The following is a 22,778-nucleotide window of genomic DNA, read 5'->3' on the forward strand; positions in this document are numbered from 1 at the left end:
CATCAATGTGGTGGGCTATCATCTCATCGCTCTTTGTGATGTTTAATGTAGAGCAACTTGGTGAAAGCAATGAACCAATTTCAGGGTGAACTCTCTTTTGGCAGAGTGCGAATTCCCTTTCATGTCCCAGCGGATGTTGATGCTGTCAAGATTACCGGAACGACGGTAACCAAAGGCTTCTTATACGCTGCCGCTTACGATGCCAATCAAAACTTTCGTGGAAAGGTACTGTTTGAAAAAGACCATAAGTCTCTGGTGATTCAACGACAGGCATCAGGTTTAGGTGCGATTGACGGCCCACTAGAGTCTGGTGAGTGGTTTGTCGAGCTGTACAACCTTGAAGGTGAGTTTCGTCGTGAGCGAGCGATGCAATATCAGGTCGATATCGCCTTTCCTGAATCATCGAACGGTGAAGAGCTGGATCTTCAATCGGTGGTGACTCCGTCACACCAGATCGAATTTGATTACAGCCAGATGCTGAGTGCAGAGTCGCGTTGGTATCGTGGTGATCTTCATGCCCACACTCAGCTTTCTGATGGGCATAACACGCTAAGTGCCGGGAAAGAGATTGTTGAGTCGCAAGGCCTAGATTTTTTCTTTATTACCGAACACAACATATGCCAGCCGAAACTGCCACTTTCAAAGCAGTGCCTGTTTCTGCCTGCATTAGAAGTCACAACCGATCTTGGGCATTTCAATGTTCATGGTCCAAGCCATTCTTTGGATCTAACAAAGGTTGAACATACGAGTCGAGCCACTATGGAAGCGGGGCTACAGCTTGCTAAAAGTGGACACAGTTCCCTTGGCATTAATCACCCGATGATGAAGCCGTGGCATTGGCACTACGATGAAGTACTGCTGAGCCAAGTCTCGACCTTTGAAGTGTGTTGTGACCCAACTTGGTCAACGTCTCCAAAAGCGACTGAAGATGCCTTAATGGTACTTAATGAGATGTGGAACTGCGGCCAGCGTATTACCGCGATTGGTGGCAGCGATTCACACCTAGAACCTCACGAGCGCAACCCAAAAGCGACCGAGCCTTCCATTTACGGCGACCCTTCAACTTTCGTGTATAGCCACGGCTTGAGTGGAGAAGGGATTTTGGCAGGTCTGCGTAATGGACAAGTGTACCTAGAGCGCCGTTGCGGTCTGAAATTCGATATCAACCTCGGCGATCTGCTGCCAGGTGAAGACAGCAAGGGTCAAGCACTGACCTATCGATTATCCGTTCGCGACACGGAACATGACTATTACGCAGAGTGCGTGGTCGATGGCAAAGTGATCGAAAAAATCGACCTCACGGATGAAAAGCAAAGCCTTTTCGTTGAAGCGGGCTATCACTGGTGTCGTATCGATATTCGACGAGGTTCATCGTCTCAATATGGCTCAACATCATCAGAAAACGGTGAATTTGAAGGCTGTATCAACGCTGTCTTTGATGGCACACAACCACAATTTAACCAACCTCTAGTCGACACTTGGGGTGAACTTATGGAGCGAGTAAATAGTGATGAAGTTTAGAGCACTATTGTTTGATAAAGACGGCACCCTATTGGAATTCCACAAGATGTGGCTCAACGTTTCTCGTGGTGCAAGTGAGCAAGTAAAAGCCTTCAGTGATAACCACCAAGGTAATCAAACTGTCACGGTTACTGAGTTACTCTTGGCTATCGGAGTTGAGGGCGATGTGGTTGATAACTATGGACTATTGGCTTCTAACCCAGTTGAAGATACTGCGATTGCATGGTTCAAAATGTTAGAGCCTTCGGTATCTCTGACTGAGTTCACTCAAATCACTAAAGCGGCTTTCAACAACCAAGTTGAAGAGAACCCAGAGTGGGTTGAAGCACTGCCTGGTGTAACGGAAAAGCTGACGTCGCTCAAGCAGCAAGGTATGTATTTGGGCGTGGCAACGGCTGACACCAAAGACTCGACTGTTTATACGTTAGAGCAATCTGGCCTGAGCGAGCTGTTAGATTACGTCGGCTACTCTGATGGCGATATTGAGCCTAAGCCAGCACCCGCATTGTTGAATGCGTTCTGCGAGCAGTGTGGTATCGAGCCGCATGAAGTGATCATGTTTGGTGATACGGTATCGGATATGGAATTTGGTCGAAATGCTGGTGCTAAGAACGTGGGTGTACTAACTGGCACGGCAAATCACGCCGAACTAGAGCCAATGGCTGACTTGGTGATTCATTCGGTTGCCAACTTCGATCCTCAAGAATTTAACGAATTGATTTAAGGACTGGTTATGGCTGAAGTAACCTTGAGAGGCGTTGAGAAGACCTACCCAAACGGCTTTAAAGCGGTACACGGTGTTGATCTCAATATTCAAGAAGGCGAGTTTATGGTGTTTGTTGGGCCGTCTGGCTGTGCCAAGTCCACCACACTTCGTATGATCGCTGGGTTAGAAGATATCTCAGAAGGTGATGTCTACATTGGCGATAAACGCGTTAATGATCTTCCTCCTAAAGATCGTGGTATCTCGATGGTATTTCAGAACTACGCGCTTTACCCGCACATGTCGGTCTACGACAATATGGCCTTTGGATTAAAGCAGCAAAAACTGCCAAAGCACGAGATCGACGAGCGTATTTCAGAGGCGGCGAAAACGTTGGATATTGAGCATCTATTGAATAACAAGCCGGGTGAGATGTCGGGTGGCCAGCGTCAACGTGTGGCGCTGGGTCGTGCCATGGTGCGTAAGCCGGATGTGTTCTTGTTCGACGAACCACTCTCTAACTTGGATGCCAAGCTGCGAGTTTCGACGCGAGTGAGTATTGCTCAACTGCACGACAACCTAAAACAGGAAGGTCAAAACGCTACCATGATCTACGTGACGCACGATCAAGTGGAAGCGATGACTTTGGGCGACCGCATCTGTGTATTGAATCAAGGTGAGATCATGCAGGTCGATACGCCAATGAATCTTTATCATCATCCTGCAAACAAGTTTGTGGCGGGGTTCATTGGCTCGCCAGCGATGAACATCATCAAGGCTCGTATTGATGAGATAGACGGCGTGATGAACGTATTGTCAGAGAGTGGCGTTCGTTGGGAACTACCTCAAGATAAACAAGCCGTTGCGCGTGCAAAAAAGGGTGAATGGGTTTGGTTCGGCGTTCGTCCTGAACACATCAGCCTTGCGAATCACGATGCGCCGCTATCTGAGGTGAATACTCAAAACCATCGCTTGGGTGTTGTTGAGTCTATGGGTAATGAGTTGTATCTCTATTTCCAACTTGGTCATGACAAAATGGTGGCAAGGGTGCCTTTTGATGCTGACCGCACAGCGGAAAGCGGACAAGAGACATTGCTTCATTTCAATACCTCACAGTGTCACCTGTTTGACCTAGAGACAGAAGAAGCACTGATTGAATAACTTGATGTGTCGAAGAGTCAAAATAAAGAAATCCCCGCTCAGATGAGTGGGGATTTTTCTTAGGGGGGAGTATCAACAGGAGCTCGGGACTGTGCTCGAGGCTTTTTTGTTGGAGATAGCTAAACACTCTTGAGGGTTAGAACCATTTAATGGCTCGGAATTGCAATTCTTTTTTCTAGCCAACGAACCGCTTGTGATACGACCAAAATAAGAACAAGGTACTCCAAAACCAGAAACGTATAGATCTCTAAAGGTAAATATTCGTTCACCACCAGCTCATTTGCTCGTCTTGTTAAATCACTCAAACCAATCACACTCACTAGCGAACTCATCTTGAGGATATAAACAAACTGATTGCCCAAGGGCGGCAGTATCTGACGGAATGCCTGTGGTAGGATAACCAATCGCATTTTTTGCCAATAGGTCAATCCCAAGGATTCGGCCGCTTCATGTTGGCCACGATTAATCGCTTGAATCCCGCCACGGAACACTTCTGCCATAAAGGCGCTCTCGGCAATGGTCAATGCGATTACCCCTGCCCAGAAGTGGTTCAAAGAGACATCGAGTAATGTCGGCATTCCGTAATACACCCACAATAACAATACCAATACAGGGATAGAACGCATCACCTCTACGTAAAGTCGATTAATCCCCCTGAGTATTGGAGAACTGGAAAGCGCTGGAAAGGCGACCAATAGACCCAAAGCCATCGCAAAAAACATACTCAACAACGAAACCTGAATAGTCTCGCTAAAACCAGCTACCAAAAACTGAATGTTAGTTCGCCCCTGCTCCGTTGACGGGTCGAGTACATACCATCCCCATTGGTAGTCTGAACATCCTGTCAGAAACAGCAGAGAAACTAGCGATAAGTGACGATAGTTCACATTTACTCCCAAAAACTCCATTTGTTATTGCCATGTTAACAACCAAATCTGTTTAATGGTTAATAATTAAGAAGAATATCTCATCACTTAGAAATCAGCATTCTTTGAAGGAATAAAAAATGAAGAAAAGCTTAATTGCATTAGGAATGTGCTTACTTGCTTTTACACAAATTGCACATGCACAAAGTCGTTTGCAGGAGATACTGGATGCCGGAGTTCTTCGCGTTGGTACAACGGGAGATTGGAACCCAATGACAATGAAGGATCCAGCGACCAATAGCTACCGTGGCTTTGATATCGATGTCACGACTGAGTTGGCTAAAGACTTAGGCGTTAAAGTGGAATACGTTGCGACAGACTGGAAAACCTTGGTGAATGGCATCACAGCCAACAAATACGACGTGACCGGAAGCGCATCGCTCAACATGTCTCGTGCAAAAGTCGCTGGGTACAGCCAACCCTATTTCTATCTGGCTTTCGTCCCTGTCGTGCAAAAGAAAGACCTAGGGAAGTTCTCCGACTGGAGTGACTTTGACAAAGCAGAAATCAAAGTTGCTGCCACACTCGGCACAGTACAAGAAAAAATGGTGAAGGACTTCTTCCCATCGGCACAACACATCGTGATTGAAGCGCCAGCACGGGATTTCCAAGAGCTTTTAGCTCGCCGCGCCGATGTCTCAGTGACTTCAAACGTAGAGGCTGCAACCTTAGTAGAGAAGTTTAAACAACTTGCGATAGTACCGGTGAAAGAGCCACGGAAACCAACTCCAATTGCGATGCTACTACCACAAGATGATCAGGTTTGGATTAACTACATTAACCACTGGGTTGAATTGAAAAAGACGCAAGGTTTCTTCAAGCAAACCGCTGAGAAGTGGGGACTGAAGAGCATGTAACGAGCTCATAGAGAAGAGAAAATAGAGCCCTTAGGGGGGAGGGCTCTAGAGTTAGGAGCTAACTTGACGTTGGGTTATGCGACGACCAGTGTTGCAGCTTTCTTCATCGCTTCCTTAGTTGAACACTCAGTCACGTTCGCGTTGGCAAAACGGTGAGCGTCTTTCACTTGAATATCGTGAGCCAAGATAACCAGTTTCGCATTTGCTACATCTAGGTCAGTGATGCGGTTTTGAATGCCATTTTGACCTTGTGTTTCTACCTTAATCTTCAGACCTGCAGCCGCACCAGCCTTCTCTAGTGCTTTGGCAGCCATGAAGGTGTGTGCAACGCCTGAAGGGCAGCAAGTGACAGCTACGATGTCGTACTCGCCTTCGCCTGCTACTGGAGCGGTTTGAGCTTGTACTGGTGCAGCTTCAACAGTGTCTTCTTCTGTTTCAACGACTACTGGTTTCCAGAAGCCAACGATAACCGCTGTGGTTAGTGAGCCTAGTGCAATACCAACTACGTACATTGGGATGTTGCTTGAAACTGGCGCTGTGATTAGGCCGCCCCACGGTGCGTGAAGTAGGATGTCCGTCATGAAGCCGAACACACAGCCAACGATACCACCGGCAACGATTGAAGGAAGCACACGCATTGGGTCGTTCGCTGCGAATGGGATAGCACCTTCAGAGATACCGATAGAGCCCATGATTGCTGCAGCTTTACCTGCTTCTTGTTCTTGTTTAGAGAACTTGTTTTTGAATAGGAAAGTTGCCAATGCCATACCTAGTGGCGGTGTACAAATCGCGATGCCTACGCCGCCCATCAACCATGGTTGTGTGTCTACTTGAGTTTGAGCGAATAGGGTTGCCACTTTGTTGATAGGGCCACCCATATCGAACGCTGTCATACCACCAAGGATTGTGCCCAGAACCATCTTAGATGCACCGGCCATTGACGCTAGGAACTCGTTCATTGAAGCCATGAACAGTTTGATTGGCTCACCGATGCCCCACAATACGATACCTGCAGAGATTAGCGTACCAACAAGCGGGTAGATGAAGTAAGCACCTAGTGCTGTCATGTTGGTAGAAAGTGGGATCTTCTTAAGTTGAAGCACCACGCCACCTGCGATGAAGCCAGCTACGATACAGCCAAGGAAGCCGCCGCCCATGTCTGCCATGATGCCAGAAGAGATCATTGCTGGTGCTAGTGCTGGTTTATCAGCAATTGAGTAACCAATAAAGCCGCCAAGAATGATTGGGAAAAGAACAAGGCCCTTGATACCGATGTTAGAGATGTCTGCCAGCAAGCCATCAGCTGGAACGGCACCTTTACCCGATGCCATGACTGCTAGAGCTAATAAAACACCACCGGCTACAATGAAAGGTAGCATGTGTGATGTGCCGAAAAGCAGGTGGCCTTTCATGGTACTAAGGAGTTTTTTATAGTCGCTACTGCTATTTCTGTTATTAGAATTGCTACTGGTATTCGTAGCTTGATTTGCTAGGGTGCTCATAATTATCTACGCCTTATGAATTAATTAAAATATTAAGGATTTGATGTTCATCTTTTGCGTTATGGATATTTTGGATAAATTCATCACTGAATTTTCCAAATAGTTCTTGTAGTACATAAATATGATGGTCAGCACCGTTATCTGGTGAAGCAATCATAAAAAATACGGTTGGATTAATGCCGTCTTCATCGCCATACTCAATACCTTCGCGCTTAACACCGACCGCAATTGCAGGCTCTGTTACTGCCTTGCTTTTCGAGTGTGGGTAAGCGATGCCGTCCATTGAAGTGATGCTTTGAGATTCACGAATTTCAATGTCTGCCAAAAAGGCTTCTTTACTGCTGATTCGGTTATTCTCAAATAACATGCCTGCCAATTCTTCAAACAGTTCTTTTTTATTATTCGATTGAAGGTTGTTATTAATTAAGTTGACGTTGGTTAGCTGTGTGATCATTTATTAACTCATTCACTATTGAAGTTCTTGAATTAAAATTAATGGATTAACCTGATTCGCGAAATAGCAAATAAAAGCCCTTCACTGTACATTTGTACCAAGCAAAATTAAGTGTGATTTGCATCATTCATCCAGTGTGAGATGGGTCATATTTGATGGTGTATTTCGGTGTTGAAATAACTTTCTGTAGGAAGAAAAGAGCTGTAGAAACCAAAAAACTGTAGAAACAAAAATGCCCCGCAAAAGCAGGGCATGAAGAGTGTGTTGTGAGTTATTAGGGCGTGTTGACCTTTCGTGGTTGAATTTTGTTCGAGATAAAAGCGTTTTAATCGCGGCGAGGGAGAAGTAGCCTAGTCATTCTAAGCAAATCTCTCTCAACAAAGAGTAAAACGCTTTTAGCCGAACCCTTCGGGCAGCGTTTGCTGGTCATTTCTACTGCGTTATCGGCTTCTCATGTAGGCTAGCTAAACATCAAAACCTCTGCCTTGTATAAATACCCAGCAACTCGCTGCAAAAACCAGCTCGAAAGATCAACACGCCCTAAAGAGCTAGCTGTAAGCACGCGCTACTCGGCCAACACAATCCAGTTTGTAACTCTCAGCATAAGCAGGAATGAACACCGATTGGCCTTTCTCTATCACGCAGGTTTCGCCACATGAGTGAGTGAGCACCATGGATTCGTCGAGTGGCAGTAGGATCTCTGCGCCTTCGGTCGTGATCTTACGTTGATGTGAGTTTTGTACGATAGAGAACTTAAAATCCTCGACTGGAATTTCGTACTCCATCACATCACCTTGCTCAATCGGGCTTAGCAGTAATCTATCCGCAGGCTTTTCATTGAATCGAGTACAAGAAACCAGTTCATTCACGTCCATGTACTTAGGCGTTAATCCTGCACGCAGCACGTTGTCTGAGTTCGCCATGATTTCTAGACCTGTGCCTTTGATGTAAGCGTGGGGCGTTTCGGCATCAAGGTACATGGCTTGCCCCGGCTTTAGGGTAATCACATTCAATAACAGCGGAGCGAATAAGCCGACATCACCAGGGTATTGAGCTTCAAGCTCTGAAATCAATTGGAATACACGTTTATCAGAAAGCTTAGCCTTCATCAGTAGCATGGTTAACGCCATGCCTTTTTGCTCACCTTCCAGAGACAACAAGCTTGCAAAGAAACAGGCTAATCCATTGGGCGTTTGGTCGCCTGCGAGATCGTTGACCATCGAATGCAACTCTGGAATATCGAGGTAATGAAAATGCTCTAGGATCTCGCTTATCGATCTGAAACCATTCATCGCCGTGTAGTCGGTTAGGGCATATACCAATTCTGGCTTGTGGTTGGGATCCTTGTAGTTACGGTTGCCCGCTGTCATCGGAATGCCTTGCTGCTCTTCTAGTGCATATCCCGATTCCGCTTGTTGCTTGTTTGGGTGAACTTGGACAGACAGCGCTTTCTCTGCTGCTAACACCTTGAAAAGATATGGGAGTTCACCAAATCGACTCGCCACTTTCTCGCTTAAAAATAGGTTTAGGTTCTTAGAAATCAAGCTCGACAGTGTGGTCTGTTGCCCGTTGTCGTTCACCATTGAGCAACCATTTGGATGAGCGCCCATCCAGATCTCTGCTTGTGGCTCACCAGACTGGTTATCAATACCAAACAGTTGGTTGAACGAAGAAGGGCTACCCCATGCGTAGTTTTGAATCACGTTGGTCATCGGGTAGAAAAAGCGTTGTACGAACGAATCGTTCGCTAAAGAAAAATCAGACATCGAAATCACCATGAAAGGAAACATGGCTTGAGCTCTACTCGGTCTAATGAAATGTGAGAGTAGAGTGGGCTCAAGCCATTGGATTTGAAAGGGCTTAAGCCGTTGCTGTTGCTAGCTTGGCTTTGCGTAGATTTTTAAGCGCGATACAAGTAACCGCAGTTACGCTCGCACCAGATGCCATGCACACCAGTGCTAGCAGTGGGTAGTTCATTGCGCCAAGTAGAGCGACCACTGGACCACCGTGAGCAACGCTGTTGGTGATACCAAACGAGAACGCCATAACTGCAGCAGTCATTGAGCCAAGCACGTTGGCTGGGATAACTGACATTGGATCTTGAGCCGCGAATGGAATCGCACCTTCAGAGATACCCACCAAGCCCATCGCACCTGCTGCTTTACCTGCTTCAATTTCAGAAGATTCGAACAGGTCAAACTTACGGCCGATTCTGGTTGCGATAGCCATACCAAGTGGAGCCACAGGGATTGCACATGCCATTGCACCCATGAATTGAGTTTGACCGCTGGCAATCATGCCAACTGAGAATAGGAACGCCACCTTGTTGAATGGGCCACCCATATCAAAGCCAGCCATGCCACCCAGTACGATGCCAAGTAGCACCACATTACCTGTGCTCATGCTGGTTAGCAGTGCAGTAAGCGCATCCATCAATCCAGCAATTGGAGCACCGATTACGAAGATGAACAGACCTGCGATGAATAGAGAGCCAGTGATCGGAGCGATCATGATAGGCACAAGTGGTTGAACGAATTTGTGGTAGTTAAACGAGGTAATCCATTTAACGAAGTAACCCACTAACAGGCCTGCGATGATTGCGCCAATGAAGCCTGTGCCTGCGTCAGCGCCATAGAAAGAACCGTTGTTGGCAATCCAGCCACCGATAAGGCCAGGGGTTAGAGCAGGGCGGTCAGCAATCGCATAAGCAATGTAGCCGGCCAAGATCGGGATCATCAGGGTGAAGGCAACCACGCCCACTTCTAGGATTTGGTTCCACATGCTACCAGCAGGAATTGCCATGCCAGATTCGCTTGGCTCACCACCAATCGCTAGGGCTAGGGCAATCAATAGACCGCCCGTCACTACGAATGGAATCATGTGTGATACGCCATTCATCAAGTAACGGTAAAGGTCTGAACGCGCTTGTGAGGCTTTTTCGGCAACGGATTGATTGGTCGGCGCTTGTTCTGCTTGGTAGCTTGGCGCGTTGAGTGCTTGTTTAATCAAGCCTTGCGCGTCTTTGATTGGTGCTTTTACGTTGGTGCAGATAACGCGTTTGCCGGCAAAACGAGCCATGTCGACCTGCTTGTCACAAGCCACGACAATCGCGTCTGCACGTTCAATCTCTTCTTGAGTTGGGCTGTTTTTAACGCCGATAGAGCCGTTAGTTTCGACCTTAACATCGTAGCCAAGTGCTGCTGCGCCTTTCTCTAACGCCTCTGCTGCCAAATAGGTGTGCGCCACGCCAGCCGGGCAACCTGTGACACCAATGATGAAGCCTTGGGTTTCTGTCGTTTCTTCGGTTTGAACTGGCTCTGGTTTCGTCAGTAGTAGTTCCAATGCCGTTTGCTCGGAGTCGGCATTCATGAAGTTTTCAATAAAACCTTCTTCAATCAGTTTTGAAGAAAGTTCAGCCAATACTTCGATGTGGTGATTGTCGCCGCCATCGGGAGAGGCAATCATAAAGAACAGTTTTGAAGGTTGACCGTCATCGGCGCCGTAGTCGATGCCTTGTTTGTGCACGCCGATAACAACAGCAGGTTTGATTACAGCGCTGCTTTTTGCGTGTGGTAGGGCGATGCCTTCTTCAAAGCCGGTATTACCTTGCTCTTCACGCGCTTTAATATCGGCAAGAAACTGTGCTTTGTCTGAAATTCGACCTTGTGCGTACAGCACGTCTATCAGCTCTTTAAATACGTCTTCTTTGGAATTAGCGCTAAGCGAAAGCTTAATCAAATCTTGATTGATCAATTTTGTGATCATAATGGACCCCTACTCTTTTTTATTTTGTTAGGGATATTCTGAAATTGATTGCTTGCCTTCTGTAGTGAAGAAAAAACGCATTTACTGGATGATTGTTGCCTTCTAAATGGAGTGTGATTTTGATCGTTTAGGAGCACCATTTTAGGTGCGTATTGACAGCCTTTATGAGGTAATAAGGCTTTTATTGATAAGGGATTAGGGTGATTTTCTCATCGTGATAACGGTGTTCAAAATCTGGATTCAGACTGGATATTTATTTCCACTACTGGATTTTTGTAACATAGATCTCAGATTGTGATTTTGCTCAATAGCGCTATGTTTCACTAAGGAGTATATCTATTCCCGTAGCGTTATTGCTGCTTTTAAGAGTTCGAATAAATGATATTTCATGACCTAATCTCGTCGGTATTAAATGAGCGAGAACCATTTCATAACATCTGGTTTGCGGGGGATTTTCACACGCCTTCAGCATTCAGTTATCAGGTGAACTTTCCGCGTTTAGAGCTGGTGCTGGACGGTGAGTATATTAATGAAATGGAGAGTCATGATCGTAAGATCACCAACGTTGTCGCGAAAGCTGGGGATGCGATTTTCATCCCGCCTAACTGTTGGAACAAGCCGAATTGGGATACTGATTGTTCGGTGCTGAGCATGCTGTTTGGGCGTCGTCAGCTGGGTTTAAGCTTGGTGAGTAAGCGCAAAGGCGAAGAGAGTTTCTACGATATTCAAAAGCATAGTATTCAGACTCGTTCTGGTTTTGCCATTGACAATATTCTTGAGGCGCTTAGTTCATTAGCACGCGAGAGTAACAAACAACCGATGGATGAGTTATTGCTGCAAGCGCTGTTGCAATACAGCAAGACGATGTTAGATGCGCCCGTCGAGAAGTCTCACAGTCGAGTACAGGATGTGTATCAGGGTATTTGTATCTATATTCAAGAGAACTTCCACCGTCAGATCACCCGTGACAGCATCGCCTCGCGCTTTAGTATTTCCTCCAACCATTTGTCGCGAATGTTCCGCCAACAAGGCCATATGACATTAGCCGAGTACATCACTCGTGTCCGAGTCGACCGCGCCAAGTTCATGCTCAAGAAGTATAACTTTAAGCTCAATGAAGTCTCTGTGCGTTGTGGTTTTAAAGATGTGAACTATTTCTGCCGAGTTTTTAAAAATCGTACAGGAAGGACGCCGAGCGAATATCGTAGCTCTGTCTAATTCGGGGATTGAGTGCTTACAGTAAACGAGAAGTGAGGTACATCAGCAAGGCTTGCAGGTCGATGCTGCTTTTGGTTTTTTGCAAACGTTCGGTGATCTGATCATTGAGTAGGTTGCGTGTCAGATTGGTCGCTGCAATGATTTGCTCTCTCTGTGGTTTGGTCGGCATTACGAGTGCTATCGCGACATATACTTGTCCAATCTTGGATGCCCAATCAATCTGATCTTCGCTAACAATCACAGCTATCGACATTCTCTGGCAGTGCTCAAACATTACATGAGGCAGTGCAATTCCCGGTGCTACACAGGTCGAAGAACGCTCTTCTCGTCGAATGAATGACAGAATCAGTTCATCCGGATTCTCTGGGTAGATAAGATGCGCTAGGCCTTTCAAACACTCGAATTTGGTGAGCTGAGTTTGCGCTTTGGCGTGATGCCAATCAACCTCACACGGTGGGCTTATCTGAGGGAAGCGCTGCATCAAATCCGTAGAGAACTCATGATTTACCTGAGATCCAACCAAGACATAGTGCTCGGCAATCACATCTTTGAGAACAAAGCACGCCAACTCCGCATCAAGTCCGACTGCAGTAATTTGAACCAGATCGCCTTTAAGCAGCCCCACTTGTAGTAGAGCCACAGACTTAGAGAGATCCGCTGCACGACCCTGAGTGATGTTGATGATACGAATAGAGCTTTTGAACTTGCGAGCAAGACGGCACAGAGGTTGGGCTGCGTGCGCACTGGCAGAGGCGTTGTCGACAAAAAACGTCAGTTGATATTCTGGGATCATGAACAGTTGCGACAGTGTTTGATGAAGACCTTCTCTACGCTGAGCAACACGTCTTCCATCGCAATACGCACGGTCTTATCGGCATCGAAGCGATTCGGTTGTTCTATTTCGATATCAGAGACGATCAGCACACGGTCGGCTTGGGCAATATCATGCGCGCTGAGTTGGTTTTCGACGCCCATTGCTCCTTGTGTCTCGACCTTGATCGAAACATTAAATTTAGGCGCTGTTTTGGTCAGTGCATCTGCAGCCATGTAGGTATGGGCAATGCCTGTAGGGCACGCAGTTACCGCTACAATTCTCATGATGGTTCTCTGTGTAGATGAAGAAAGCCCTTAAATATTAGAGGGAGTTGTGTGGAATTCAAAAGTCTCACTTCACACTCTGATTTCTTAGTTACAAAAATCCAGTTAATGCATGTTTAGTGCTATATGATTGGGTGGTTTTGACCGCTAACCTAACCTTATATATTCAGTAATATCGAGCCGCTATGGACATCACACATTTCATTGAATCTGATACGATCTGCTTGGATCTCAAAGCAGCGACCAAACAGCAAGTGTTTGAAGAGCTGGTGGAGATGCTCGATGGCGCCGGTAAGCTTTCGAATAAACAACTCTTCCTTGAAGAACTGTGGGCGCGAGAATCAATAGGCAACACAGGCTTTGATGATGGTATCGCGATTCCTCATGCCAAGAGCAGCTCCGTATCTAAGCCTGCGATTGCGATTGGTATCAGCCGTCAAGGGATCGACTACGGAGCGGAAACTGGGGAGTGTTCAGACGTCTTCTTTATGCTCGCCTCTCCAGACAATAACGATGAACATCACATCGAAGTTCTGGCGCAAGTCTCCACCAAGTTCATTGAGGATGGCTTTGTTACAAAATTGAAGGCGGCAGAGTCAGCTGATGATGTCATCATGCTGTTTTCAGATATCGATACCAACTCCTCTTCTTTAAATACTGCGTATCAATCTATCGACGATCAGCTACTCGTCAGCAGTCCTTATACTCAAGCTCTCAACCGCGTTAAAGAGCACTTACTATACGGTACCTCTCATATGATCCCGTTTGTGGTAGCGGGTGGGGTGTTGTTGTCGCTTTCAGTCATGTTGACTGGGCAGGCAGCACTACCGCAGTCTGGCTTCCTGGCCGATGTCGCGCAAATGGGTGTTGCAGGTTTGACTTTGTTCACCGTGGTGCTCGGCGGATACATTGCCTATTCGATGGCTGATAAACCGGGCTTGGCTCCAGGCATGATCGGATCTTGGGTGGCGGTAGAGCAATATCAAACCGGCTTTCTAGGCGCGATTATCGTGGGTTTTGTCGCGGGGTATACCGTTCAATTGCTGAAACGGATAAAGCTGCCTGAAAGCATGACTGCATTGAGTGCAATCTTTATCTATCCGCTCGTCGGAACCTTTGTGACCTGTGGTGTGGTGATGTGGGGCATAGGTTCGCATATCGCCTCGTTTATGACGGAGATGAACCTGATGCTGACCGAAATGGCAGGGTCTGGCAAAGTATTGTTGGGTGCAGTACTCGGTGGGATGACAGCCTTCGATATGGGAGGGCCGATCAATAAGGTCGCCACTTTGTTTGCCCAAACACAAGTCAATACTCAGCCTTGGCTAATGGGTGGTGTTGGTATCGCAATTTGTACGCCTCCGCTTGGCATGGCATTGGCGACTTTCCTTTCGCCGAAAAAATTCAAACGTGATGAGCGTGAAGCAGGAAAAGCGGCGGGCATCATGGGTATGATTGGTATTAGCGAAGGGGCGATACCATTCGCTGCCGCCGATCCAGCGCGTGTGCTTCCAGCAGTTATTGCGGGGGGCATTGTGGGCAATGTGATTGGTTTTATGTTCCATGTGGTCAATCATGCGCCTTGGGGTGGCTGGATTGTTTTGCCAGTCGTTGATGGAAAAATCGCGTATGTTGCGGGCACTCTAGCGGGTTCTCTTACAACCGCTCTGGTTGTGATCTTATTAAAGAAAACCGTCGATGAAGACGATCAAGGTTATACTCATCAGGAGCTTGGTGGCTCTGTCACGGAAGAGGGTGTAGCCGATGTGTTGGCTGTCACTTCTTGCCCATCTGGTGTTGCTCATACCTTCCTTGCTGCTAAGTCTTTAGAGAAAGCGGCTCAGCAATTAGGCGTTCGAATTAAAGTAGAGACACAAGGTGCGAACGGGATTGGCAACCGAATTACGCAAAAGGACATCGACCGCGCGCGATTAGTGATTTTCGCTCATGATGTGGCGATTAAAGAGGTGGAACGATTCCGAGGTAAGAAGATTGTCGATGTTGGCACCAAAGATGCGATGCTTAACGGACAAGGGCTAATTCTTCGTAAGGTGTGATTGACTGGCAGATTGGCTCTTTGGTATTAGAGCCAATCCCACCGAAGTTATTAAATCACTCTATTTGAAAGGATGGTACTTAAAGATATCTTCAACCATGGTATTGAGCAGATCCAAGTCATCACAAGTTTTTGCGTAAGTACGCAAGCCTGCGATTTGTACCTGTACATGGCGAGCAAGCTGCTTGGCATCACGGCTCTGGTCTACTTCACCAAGTTTCTGCGCTTCAACAACCAGTTTGGCAAACTCACCTTCCATAACCACTAGGCACTTCTTCGCTTCATCCAGTAGCTCTTGGTGTTCGTTGGTCAGCTCTGCAACCGTTTTGGAAAGCATGCACATCCCATTGGGCGCACTCTGTTTGGACTCAACGACCGCGCGTCGAACAAAGCTCTCAAGTGCTTTTAGTGGCGAGCTGTTTTCTTCACGAGCACGCTTTAAGTTCGCTTTACCTAATTCGGTATAGCGAGCTAATGTCTCTTTAAACAGACCCTCTTTACTACCGAAGGTCGCGTAGATGCTACCTGGTCTCATGTCGATCACGTCTTGCAGGTTACGCATTGACGTGGCGTGAAAGCCTTTTTCCCAATAGAGATTGGTGGCTTTGTCGATCACTTCTTGTCTATCGAATTTCGCTGTATTTGCCATTGGGTAACCTTAAAGACTTTGAACACATGTTCAACATTTTAAGCATGGTCGGCGTGAGAGTAAAGGATCTCACGATCTGTAGCAGTGGCTATTAGCTATCAACCACTTCAACGGTTTTGTGTTCGGCTCCGTAATAGGTGCCTTCATCGATGGTGTACATCAAGGTTTCGCTGCACTCTGGGCATTCGAACTCTTCGTTGGGCTCAATAGCTTCATCTTCAATCCAGTCCCAACCAACATGCTCTTCACAAGAAGGACACTTCATACGTTTGCCTCGTTTATAGTTCATCAATTTTGTCAGCGGCGCATTATACCCATTCGGATCTCCACCGCAATACGCACCAATATAATGCAACTTGTTGTTTATTTGGGCATATACTTATTGTGTTGTATGTCACTTATAGACTTATTAGGTAGTGCCGAGCCTCTAGAAACCAGATAAAGCCCTATGTTTTATGAGCTTAGCTGTTATTTTTACCGGGTGATATCTCAGGGTGGCACATTTATTGATTAATTTGATAATTAAATGATCTCGGTAAAGGTGTACCAAGTAAGAAGTGTGCCACAGTCGGGATATAAAGATTCGTCAGCTGCTAGGAAAGGTTTATGAAACTAACGGACATGTCGTTCAAGCAAAAAATATTTGCCCTACTTATTCTACCCATACTTGGGTTTCTGTGGCTCAGTGCTTCAGCTATATCGCAAAGCGTCAACACATCGCAAGAGATGCAGACCCTTAATCAATTAACTCGCCTTTCTGTGGTGTACAGTGAACTGGTACACGAGCTTCAGAAAGAGCGCGGTATGACGGCTGGCTTCTTGGGAGCTAAAGGCACCAAGTTTGGCAAAGAGCTTAGCGATCAACGCAATCTAACGAACCAAAAGCGTTCTGCCCGTAACGACTTTTGGCAATCACAACACGTGGAATTGCCAGAGATCACACAACTTAATCAAACAATTTCTCAAGGCCTCAATCAAATTACAGACATTCGTCGTCAGGTTGATGCACAAACTATCCCTTTAGGGCAGGCGCTTGCTTATTACACCCAGCTTAACGCTAAGTTATTGAGTGTGTCTTCTTTGATTGCTGATCTAAGCAGTGATTCGGTGATCACTCGTGAGACCATCGCTTACTACAACTTCCTGCAAGGTAAAGAGAGAGCGGGTATCGAGCGTGCCGTTTTGAGCAATACCTTCTCTAAAGATGAGTTTGGTGATGGCATGTTGGTGAAGTTCATCTCACTGGTGACGCAGCAAGATACTTATTTCTCTAACTTTAGAGAGCTGAGCACACCACAAAATGTGGCGTTTTTTGAGCAGCAACTTAATGATAAAGCGGTTGATGAAGTAAAACGCTTAAGAGAAGTCGCTAAATCGACCATGAGTGGGTTTGATACAGACCCAGTCTATTGGTTTGCTCAATCAACAGGTCGCATCGTTAAGCTGAAACAGACAGAAAATCACCTTGCAGATTCATTGATTAACCTCACCGAACACAAAGCTCAGCAAGCGCAAACACAGATGTTGTTCAGTATTGCGCTGTTCGCGGTTGTGTCCTTGGTTGCTCTGTTCGTGGGCATCAAAGTGGTGAGAGACCTAACAACGCGAGTCAGTAATCTAACGTCGGTGATGGCAAGTGTTCGCGATAGCAATGATCTAACAGTGCGCGCTAAATACGAAGGAAGCAGCGAGCTTGGTCAAATTGCAGCGTCTTTGAATTCGACCTTAGAGAAGTTTAAAGACGTGATGGATCAGCTGTCTCACTCAAGTATGTCGTTGGCTTCTGCGGCAGAAGAGACGTCACAGACTTGTGATTACAACTCTCATGCATTGGTCGAGCAACAAGATCAAATTGGTTTAATCGCAACGGCAACGGAGGAGCTGTCAGCGACGGTTAATGAGGTGGCAGATAAGACTCAGCAAACGGCGGCTTCAGCACAAACGGCTGACCAGCAATCTAAGGTTGGTTTAGAAACGGTTCAAAATTCTTACCACTCAATCGAGCATCTGGCTAATGAGATTAATGGCTTAGCAGATAAGATCGCACACCTTAATGAGAGCAGCAGCAACATCAACAGTGTTATTGATGTGATTAAATCGGTCGCTGAACAAACGAACTTGTTAGCACTGAATGCAGCGATTGAGGCGGCTCGTGCTGGCGAGCAAGGTCGTGGTTTTGCGGTTGTTGCGGATGAAGTAAGAACATTGGCGCAGCGCACTCAAGAGTCGACGGCTGAGATCGAAGGCTTTGTAACAGCCCTACAAACCGATGTTCAAAGCGCATTTGACGTCATTGATAACAGCCAAAAAATGTCGCAAAAAGCGGTAGAAGATTCGCGTGATGTAGAGCAAAGCCTGCAAAGTATTTCCGATTCGGTCGGCGAGATATTCAGTATGGCAGAGCAGATTGCAACGGCTACTGAAGAACAAGCGGTTGTGACGCAAGATATCGCCAAGAATGTTATCTCTGTGGAACAGAAATCGACAGAATCAACCACAGGTGCCACTCAGATTGCCGTTACGGCTCGTGATCAGGCTGAGCTTGCGTCATCACTGAAAACGTTGTCTAACGTGTTTAAGCGATAGAGATTACTTGAAACATAGAGCATCAAGATAAAGAAAAGGCCCGTGATTCGTTAAGTCTCACGGGCCTTTTTCTATTTTGGATTAGGTTAGTCTTCGCTGACAAATACGTACATGTCACCACGACAATGGTTGATGCTGTACTCGATCGGCACACCTTGTTTGTCGTAAGCGGTCTGCTCGATGAGGAGTACTGGGACGTTATTGTCGATTGCTAACTTTTCCAGCGACTCTTGAGTCGGCATTTGCGCCGATACGCGACTCTGAGTTTTCGTTGGAGAGATGTCTTGGCTACGGAAATAGTCGTATAGCGAAAGCTGAATCTCATCTGGGTTCTTAATCAAGTGAGCAGGGACGTAAGACTCTTCAATCGAGACGGCTTGCTCGTCAATGTAACGAACGCGCTTAAGTAAAAAGACCTGTTCATTTTCTTTAATGGAAAGCTTGCTAGCAATCTCTGAAGAGCACTCAATGACATCTTTCTTGATCCACAAAGTGTCTGGTTTTTTGCCTTTTAAAACAGCCTGCTGCGAGAAGCCCGTCGCTTCTTTACCTGAGTATTCAACAGTTTCACTGATCATTGTGCCTAAGCCGCGCGAACGAACTATCACGCCCTCTTTGTCCAATACATCGAGTGCTTTTCTTACCGTAATACGAGATACGCCTAATCTGTCGCTGAACTCACGCTCGGTTGGAATAAAGTCTCCGCCTTTCAGAAGTTTTTGCTCAGTCGCCAGTTTGACTGATTCCGCAATCTTCAGGTAAAGCGGTGATTTATCTTTTTGCTCGATTCGGTTTTGAATGAGAGTTAGCAAAGGCTGGTAGGTGCTCATAAAGGTCTGTTTTCACTTTTATATTTGATAGAAGTATACCTGATTTGCGAAGCGCAGAAAAAGAAATGAACAATCTAAGGTGAAACCTGGATTCACCCTAGATTGTGAGTGCGAGCGAGATGTTCTCGTTGCCGATTACACTGTTGCATTCAGTGCCTTGGGTGTAAGGCTGTTAGCGGATATCGGCTTAACCTGAAAAGTGAGAACTACAGCGACAGAGACGAGCACCGCGCAAATGCCAAACGCTAAAGTGTAGCTGCCATACCAGTCAACAGAGATAGCCGCGAGCATTGGGCCGATAAAGCCGCCAATCCCCCATGCTGTGTAAAGCACGCCATAGTTTGCACCGAAGTTCTTTAAGCCATAGAGATCCGCCATGATCGATGGAAATACCGCTAACAAAGTGCCGTAACCTATGCCCGCTAAAGCAGCGCCGAACATCAGTGTCTGGCTGGAAACGAATTGGCTGAAAGCGAGCATATTGATGCTTTGCAGAGCTAAGGCAATCGCGAGCGTTTTGAGACCACCAATTCTGTCACTGAGTACACCAGAGACAAACCTGCCTGCAGAATTGAAGATGGAAAGGGTCACCACCAAATACGCTCCCTGCATGATGTTTGCTCGCTGCGCCGCAATAGAGGTGATGTGAGCGATGATCATTAAACCCGCTGCTGCTCCAAACGCATAGGTTAGCCATAGTAAGTAAAACTGCTTGGTAGCGAGCATTTCACGCCAAGCGTAGTTGTTTTGACTAACCGCTTGGTTCTTTTGAACCGTTTTTCCTTGCGCTTGATAGTCGGCTGGTGGATTGGTAATCGAGCAAGCCAACGGGAAGGCAATTATAATCAGCCCCATACCGAGATATCTAAGGCTGAGTTCCAAGCCATAAATGCCTATTAAATAACTGGTGAGTGGTGCCAAATAAATGGCTGCCAATCCGAAAGCGGTGGCGAGCAGGCCATTGACCATCCCTTTCTGAGACGAGTGGAACCATTTCATCGCCGTTGGGTTTAGGCAGGCGTACGCAAAACCGATACCACCGCCTGTGATCACACCAAAGCTCAAGTTAAGATTGATAGGAGTTAACGAAAGGCTGGCCAATACCATGCCAAGGCCAGCAAATAAGGTACCCGTCATTAACACTCGCTTGGGGCCTATTTTGTCCTGAATACGTCCGGCGATGAGTAAGGCAATCGACAACGTAATGATGGTGATAGTGTAGGGCATTGAGGCTTGGGTGTTGTTCCAGCCTTGTTCAACCAACGCATTTTTGAACACGCTCCATGTATAGAGCACACCAATACAGAGATTGATCCCGCAGCTAGCGAGTAAGATCTTTTTTGCTTTATTGTTCATGTTAATGACCAGAAGGGTATAAAAAAGGCTCAGCGAAACTGAGCCTTGTGAGTTGGATTTAGGCTTAATACTGCTCGAGGTATTGGGTGATTTGATTGACGTTAGGAGCACAGTCGCCCCCAACATGGCTCACCACATATGAAGCGACCGCGTTGCCGAGTAGAATGGCATCGGCCAGTTCCCAACCAGAGGCTAGCCCTGCAAGTACACCACCTGCGTGAGTGTCACCTGCACCGATTGTGTCGACGACAGTTGCTCTAAATGGCGCTACGTTGCCATAGCCTTCGGCTGTCGCGAATAGCGCACCATCACTATCGATACGTAAAATCAGTGGACACTCGTAGTTGCGGTACCACCCCTCTACAAAGGCATTAACCTCTTGCATACCGAGTATTTCGGCCTCTTGGCGATTTAATGAAACAATCGGTTTGAGTGCGATGAGTCGCTTAAACAGCGTTGGAGGCACGTCGCCAAGACGCGGACCGAAATCGATGAATAGGTCGATAGTGCTTGGCAGCGTTTCAAGCCATGAGATGAGTTGTTCACCGCATGCCGAAGAGAGCTGATACCCAGAGAGATAAATAATGGCATCATCTTCAAGGGATAGCTGATTGAGTGTTTCAGCGCTCCAGTTATTCTCTACGCCACTTACCGATAAGAAGGTTCTCTCACCATCAGGCTCGACAAGAGCCAGACACCAACCATTGTCTCCAGAGCTGTCTTTTAGGCTACGGTGAATGCCCTTTTCAGCCATGGAAGCTGTGATGATGTCTGCCCATTGACCCTGACCGATCGGTAGCGCGTTGGTTGATTCAACATCGAGTTGTTTAAGGGCGATTGCGATGTTCAATGCACAGCCGCCAACATGGATGCCTTTTTCTGTGAGTTCTACGTCGGTTCCGCGCTCTGGCAGGGCGGGGGTTTCGGTTACGATGTCTACCACTGCCGCGCCAATCAAACACAGTTGACGCTTGTTTTTAAGTGTTGGAATAAGCGAAATAAGTGCGTTATGAGGCATACTCTTTCTCCTTAATTTCTCTTAGTCGCGAGAAGGTTGCAGCGTAGCCAGTAAAGTCGAGCTGGTTTTCGTCATCAAGTTGTTGCTTGAGTTCGCTATCAATTGCTTGAATACCATTCAACGCACCACAGATCGCTGTTGCCATTGCTCCGATAGTATCGGTATCACCACCTAGGTTGGCACATAAGATGGCACAGCGGTTAGGATCAGTTTGCGCCAGTTCAACCATGGCAATAGCTGCAGGCACCGACTCAATCGTGCTCACGCCAGCGCCTACTAAGTTGTAAATCTTCTCCATGCGCTCTTCAATACCACTATTCTCAGAAGCCACCATAAGTGCGAGTTCAATTCGAGCACCCATGGAAGCACTGAATGTGGTGACGTTCTTAGTTTGAGCAGCATTGGCAATCGTAGGTAACTGGTCTTTAATCGCATTCCAGCTATGGCCTTCAATTGCTTTCGATACTGCCCAAGCGATAGCAACCGCACCAGCAATCGCAACATCCGATTTGTGTGTTGGGCTTGAGGCCAGTGCTACTTGATCAATGAAAGTGTCCAAGCTGGTGGTTGGGACTAAACAGCCCATTGGTGATACACGCATGGCTGCGCCATTGGTCACGCCATTGTTCTCTAGCTCGTCAATTGATGTGCCTTCTTTGATAGCGCGCATCGCTGCTTTTGAGCTTGGACCAAAGATGTTCTTATTGAAAGCATCAAACCCTTCTGCCCAGCTTAGAACGTTACGGGCAATAATGTCTGGGTTGATCTCGCCATCACACTCAATGATCGCATCTGCTAGAGCAAGCGCCATAGAGGTGTCATCGGTAAATTGGCAAGCATCAAAATAACAAGCGGCGTTGTTTTCTGCTGGGCCCGGTAAGAAGCGGTCAATCCAACCGAAGTGTGCTTTCACTCGGCTGCGTGGCCATAGCTCAGAAGGCATTCCCATCGAGTCGCCCAGTGCCTGACCATAAAAAGTACCCAGAATTCTGTCTTGTTTTGAAATGTTCATCTTACTTTACCAAAAATAGGTTATCTAAAAGCTACTCAGCCTCTAGTGATAAGGAAGGCTAGGATA

The 22,778-nt window shown here is 46.8% G+C and carries 20 protein-coding genes; 7 read left to right on the plus strand and 13 right to left on the minus strand.

The features are described 5' to 3' along the window. The first annotated feature begins 69 nt into the window (after positions 1-69). The 3 genes from FIV04_RS19465 to FIV04_RS19475 are packed head-to-tail and all read left to right on the plus strand — an operon-like array spanning position 70 to position 3,385. On the plus strand, positions 70-1,521 hold the full coding sequence (locus tag FIV04_RS19465) for a CehA/McbA family metallohydrolase (protein WP_152470176.1): 1,452 nt from the start codon (positions 70-72) through the stop codon (positions 1,519-1,521). After that, positions 1,511-2,245 (plus strand): HAD family hydrolase, encoded by a 735-nt coding sequence (locus FIV04_RS19470; RefSeq protein WP_152470673.1) that lies wholly within the window; start codon positions 1,511-1,513, stop codon positions 2,243-2,245. The genes FIV04_RS19465 and FIV04_RS19470 overlap by 11 nt, the downstream gene beginning before the upstream one ends. A 9-nt stretch (positions 2,246-2,254) precedes the next feature. Continuing rightward, entirely contained in the window at positions 2,255-3,385 is a 1,131-nt protein-coding gene (locus tag FIV04_RS19475; protein ID WP_152470177.1) for an ABC transporter ATP-binding protein, read from the plus strand. Positions 3,386-3,531: 146 nt separating this feature from the next. On the opposite strand, the gene FIV04_RS19480 is transcribed toward FIV04_RS19475, so the two are convergent. Then, a complete protein-coding gene (locus FIV04_RS19480; RefSeq protein ID WP_152470178.1) occupies positions 3,532-4,272 on the minus strand; it encodes an amino acid ABC transporter permease in 741 nt (246 codons plus the stop codon). A 119-nt stretch (positions 4,273-4,391) separates the two neighbouring features. On the opposite strand from FIV04_RS19480, the gene FIV04_RS19485 reads away from it, so the two are divergent. After that, positions 4,392-5,168 carry a transporter substrate-binding domain-containing protein gene (locus tag FIV04_RS19485; protein WP_123305867.1) on the plus strand — a complete coding sequence of 259 codons (777 nt, stop codon included), beginning with the start codon at positions 4,392-4,394 and terminating at the stop codon, positions 5,166-5,168. 74 nt (positions 5,169-5,242) lie between these two features. Here the strand turns inward: FIV04_RS19485 and FIV04_RS19490 are convergent, their stop codons facing one another. From FIV04_RS19490 to FIV04_RS19515, 4 genes are all read right to left on the minus strand, one after another. After that, a complete protein-coding gene (locus tag FIV04_RS19490) occupies positions 5,243-6,670 on the minus strand; it encodes a fructose-specific PTS transporter subunit EIIC (RefSeq protein ID WP_152470179.1) in 1,428 nt (475 codons plus the stop codon). A gap of 13 nt (positions 6,671-6,683) precedes the next feature. Next, the gene (locus tag FIV04_RS19495) at positions 6,684-7,124 is read right to left on the minus strand and encodes a PTS sugar transporter subunit IIA (RefSeq protein ID WP_152470180.1); all 441 of its coding nucleotides are present in this window, start codon (positions 7,122-7,124) and stop codon (positions 6,684-6,686) included. A gap of 548 nt (positions 7,125-7,672) precedes the next feature. Beyond that, positions 7,673-8,890: a mannose-6-phosphate isomerase, class I gene (manA, locus tag FIV04_RS19510; protein WP_152470181.1), complete on the minus strand. Its 1,218-nt coding sequence runs from the start codon at positions 8,888-8,890 to the stop codon at positions 7,673-7,675. Between the two features lie 94 nt (positions 8,891-8,984). Further along, entirely contained in the window at positions 8,985-10,889 is a 1,905-nt protein-coding gene (locus FIV04_RS19515; protein ID WP_152470182.1) for a fructose-specific PTS transporter subunit EIIC, read from the minus strand. A 378-nt stretch (positions 10,890-11,267) separates the two neighbouring features. Here FIV04_RS19515 and FIV04_RS19520 point away from each other — a divergent pair, with 378 nt between their 5' ends. Then, positions 11,268-12,107, plus strand: coding sequence for a helix-turn-helix transcriptional regulator (locus tag FIV04_RS19520; RefSeq protein WP_152470183.1), 840 nt, complete (start codon positions 11,268-11,270; stop codon positions 12,105-12,107). A 16-nt stretch (positions 12,108-12,123) separates the two neighbouring features. On the opposite strand, the gene FIV04_RS19525 is transcribed toward FIV04_RS19520, so the two are convergent. Both FIV04_RS19525 and FIV04_RS19530 read right to left on the minus strand, forming a co-directional pair. Continuing rightward, positions 12,124-12,897, minus strand: a complete 774-nt coding sequence (locus tag FIV04_RS19525) for a PTS sugar transporter subunit IIA (RefSeq protein WP_032553861.1) — start codon at positions 12,895-12,897, stop codon at positions 12,124-12,126. After that, positions 12,897-13,205, minus strand: a complete 309-nt coding sequence (locus tag FIV04_RS19530) for a PTS fructose transporter subunit IIB (protein ID WP_152470184.1) — start codon at positions 13,203-13,205, stop codon at positions 12,897-12,899. The genes FIV04_RS19525 and FIV04_RS19530 overlap by 1 nt, the downstream gene beginning before the upstream one ends. A gap of 185 nt (positions 13,206-13,390) precedes the next feature. Between FIV04_RS19530 and FIV04_RS19535 the strand changes: the two genes are divergently transcribed. After that, entirely contained in the window at positions 13,391-15,262 is a 1,872-nt protein-coding gene (locus FIV04_RS19535) for a fructose-specific PTS transporter subunit EIIC (RefSeq protein ID WP_152470185.1), read from the plus strand. Positions 15,263-15,322: 60 nt separating this feature from the next. On the opposite strand, the gene FIV04_RS19540 is transcribed toward FIV04_RS19535, so the two are convergent. Next, a complete protein-coding gene (locus tag FIV04_RS19540; RefSeq protein WP_152470186.1) occupies positions 15,323-15,910 on the minus strand; it encodes a TetR/AcrR family transcriptional regulator in 588 nt (195 codons plus the stop codon). 91 nt (positions 15,911-16,001) lie between these two features. Then, complete coding sequence (locus FIV04_RS26985; RefSeq protein ID WP_172974289.1) at positions 16,002-16,175, minus strand: hypothetical protein; 174 nt, start codon at positions 16,173-16,175, stop codon at positions 16,002-16,004. A gap of 341 nt (positions 16,176-16,516) precedes the next feature. On the opposite strand from FIV04_RS26985, the gene FIV04_RS19545 reads away from it, so the two are divergent. Further along, positions 16,517-18,496, plus strand: a complete 1,980-nt coding sequence (locus FIV04_RS19545; RefSeq protein ID WP_152470187.1) for a methyl-accepting chemotaxis protein — start codon at positions 16,517-16,519, stop codon at positions 18,494-18,496. A gap of 86 nt (positions 18,497-18,582) precedes the next feature. Here FIV04_RS19545 and FIV04_RS19550 read toward each other — a convergent pair whose 3' ends face one another. The 4 genes from FIV04_RS19550 to FIV04_RS19565 form a co-directional block, all read right to left on the minus strand. Beyond that, entirely contained in the window at positions 18,583-19,326 is a 744-nt protein-coding gene (locus tag FIV04_RS19550; protein ID WP_032553459.1) for a GntR family transcriptional regulator, read from the minus strand. Between the two features lie 135 nt (positions 19,327-19,461). Continuing rightward, positions 19,462-20,682 (minus strand): OFA family MFS transporter, encoded by a 1,221-nt coding sequence (locus tag FIV04_RS19555; protein WP_152470188.1) that lies wholly within the window; start codon positions 20,680-20,682, stop codon positions 19,462-19,464. A gap of 64 nt (positions 20,683-20,746) precedes the next feature. Then, a complete protein-coding gene (locus FIV04_RS19560; RefSeq protein WP_152470189.1) occupies positions 20,747-21,700 on the minus strand; it encodes a PfkB family carbohydrate kinase in 954 nt (317 codons plus the stop codon). Continuing rightward, complete coding sequence (locus FIV04_RS19565; RefSeq protein ID WP_152470190.1) at positions 21,690-22,712, minus strand: ADP-ribosylglycohydrolase family protein; 1,023 nt, start codon at positions 22,710-22,712, stop codon at positions 21,690-21,692. The genes FIV04_RS19560 and FIV04_RS19565 overlap by 11 nt, the downstream gene beginning before the upstream one ends. Positions 22,713-22,778: the final 66 nt, after the last annotated feature.

Source organism: Vibrio sp. THAF190c, from assembly GCF_009363355.1.
GTDB lineage: Bacteria > Pseudomonadota > Gammaproteobacteria > Enterobacterales > Vibrionaceae > Vibrio > Vibrio fortis_A.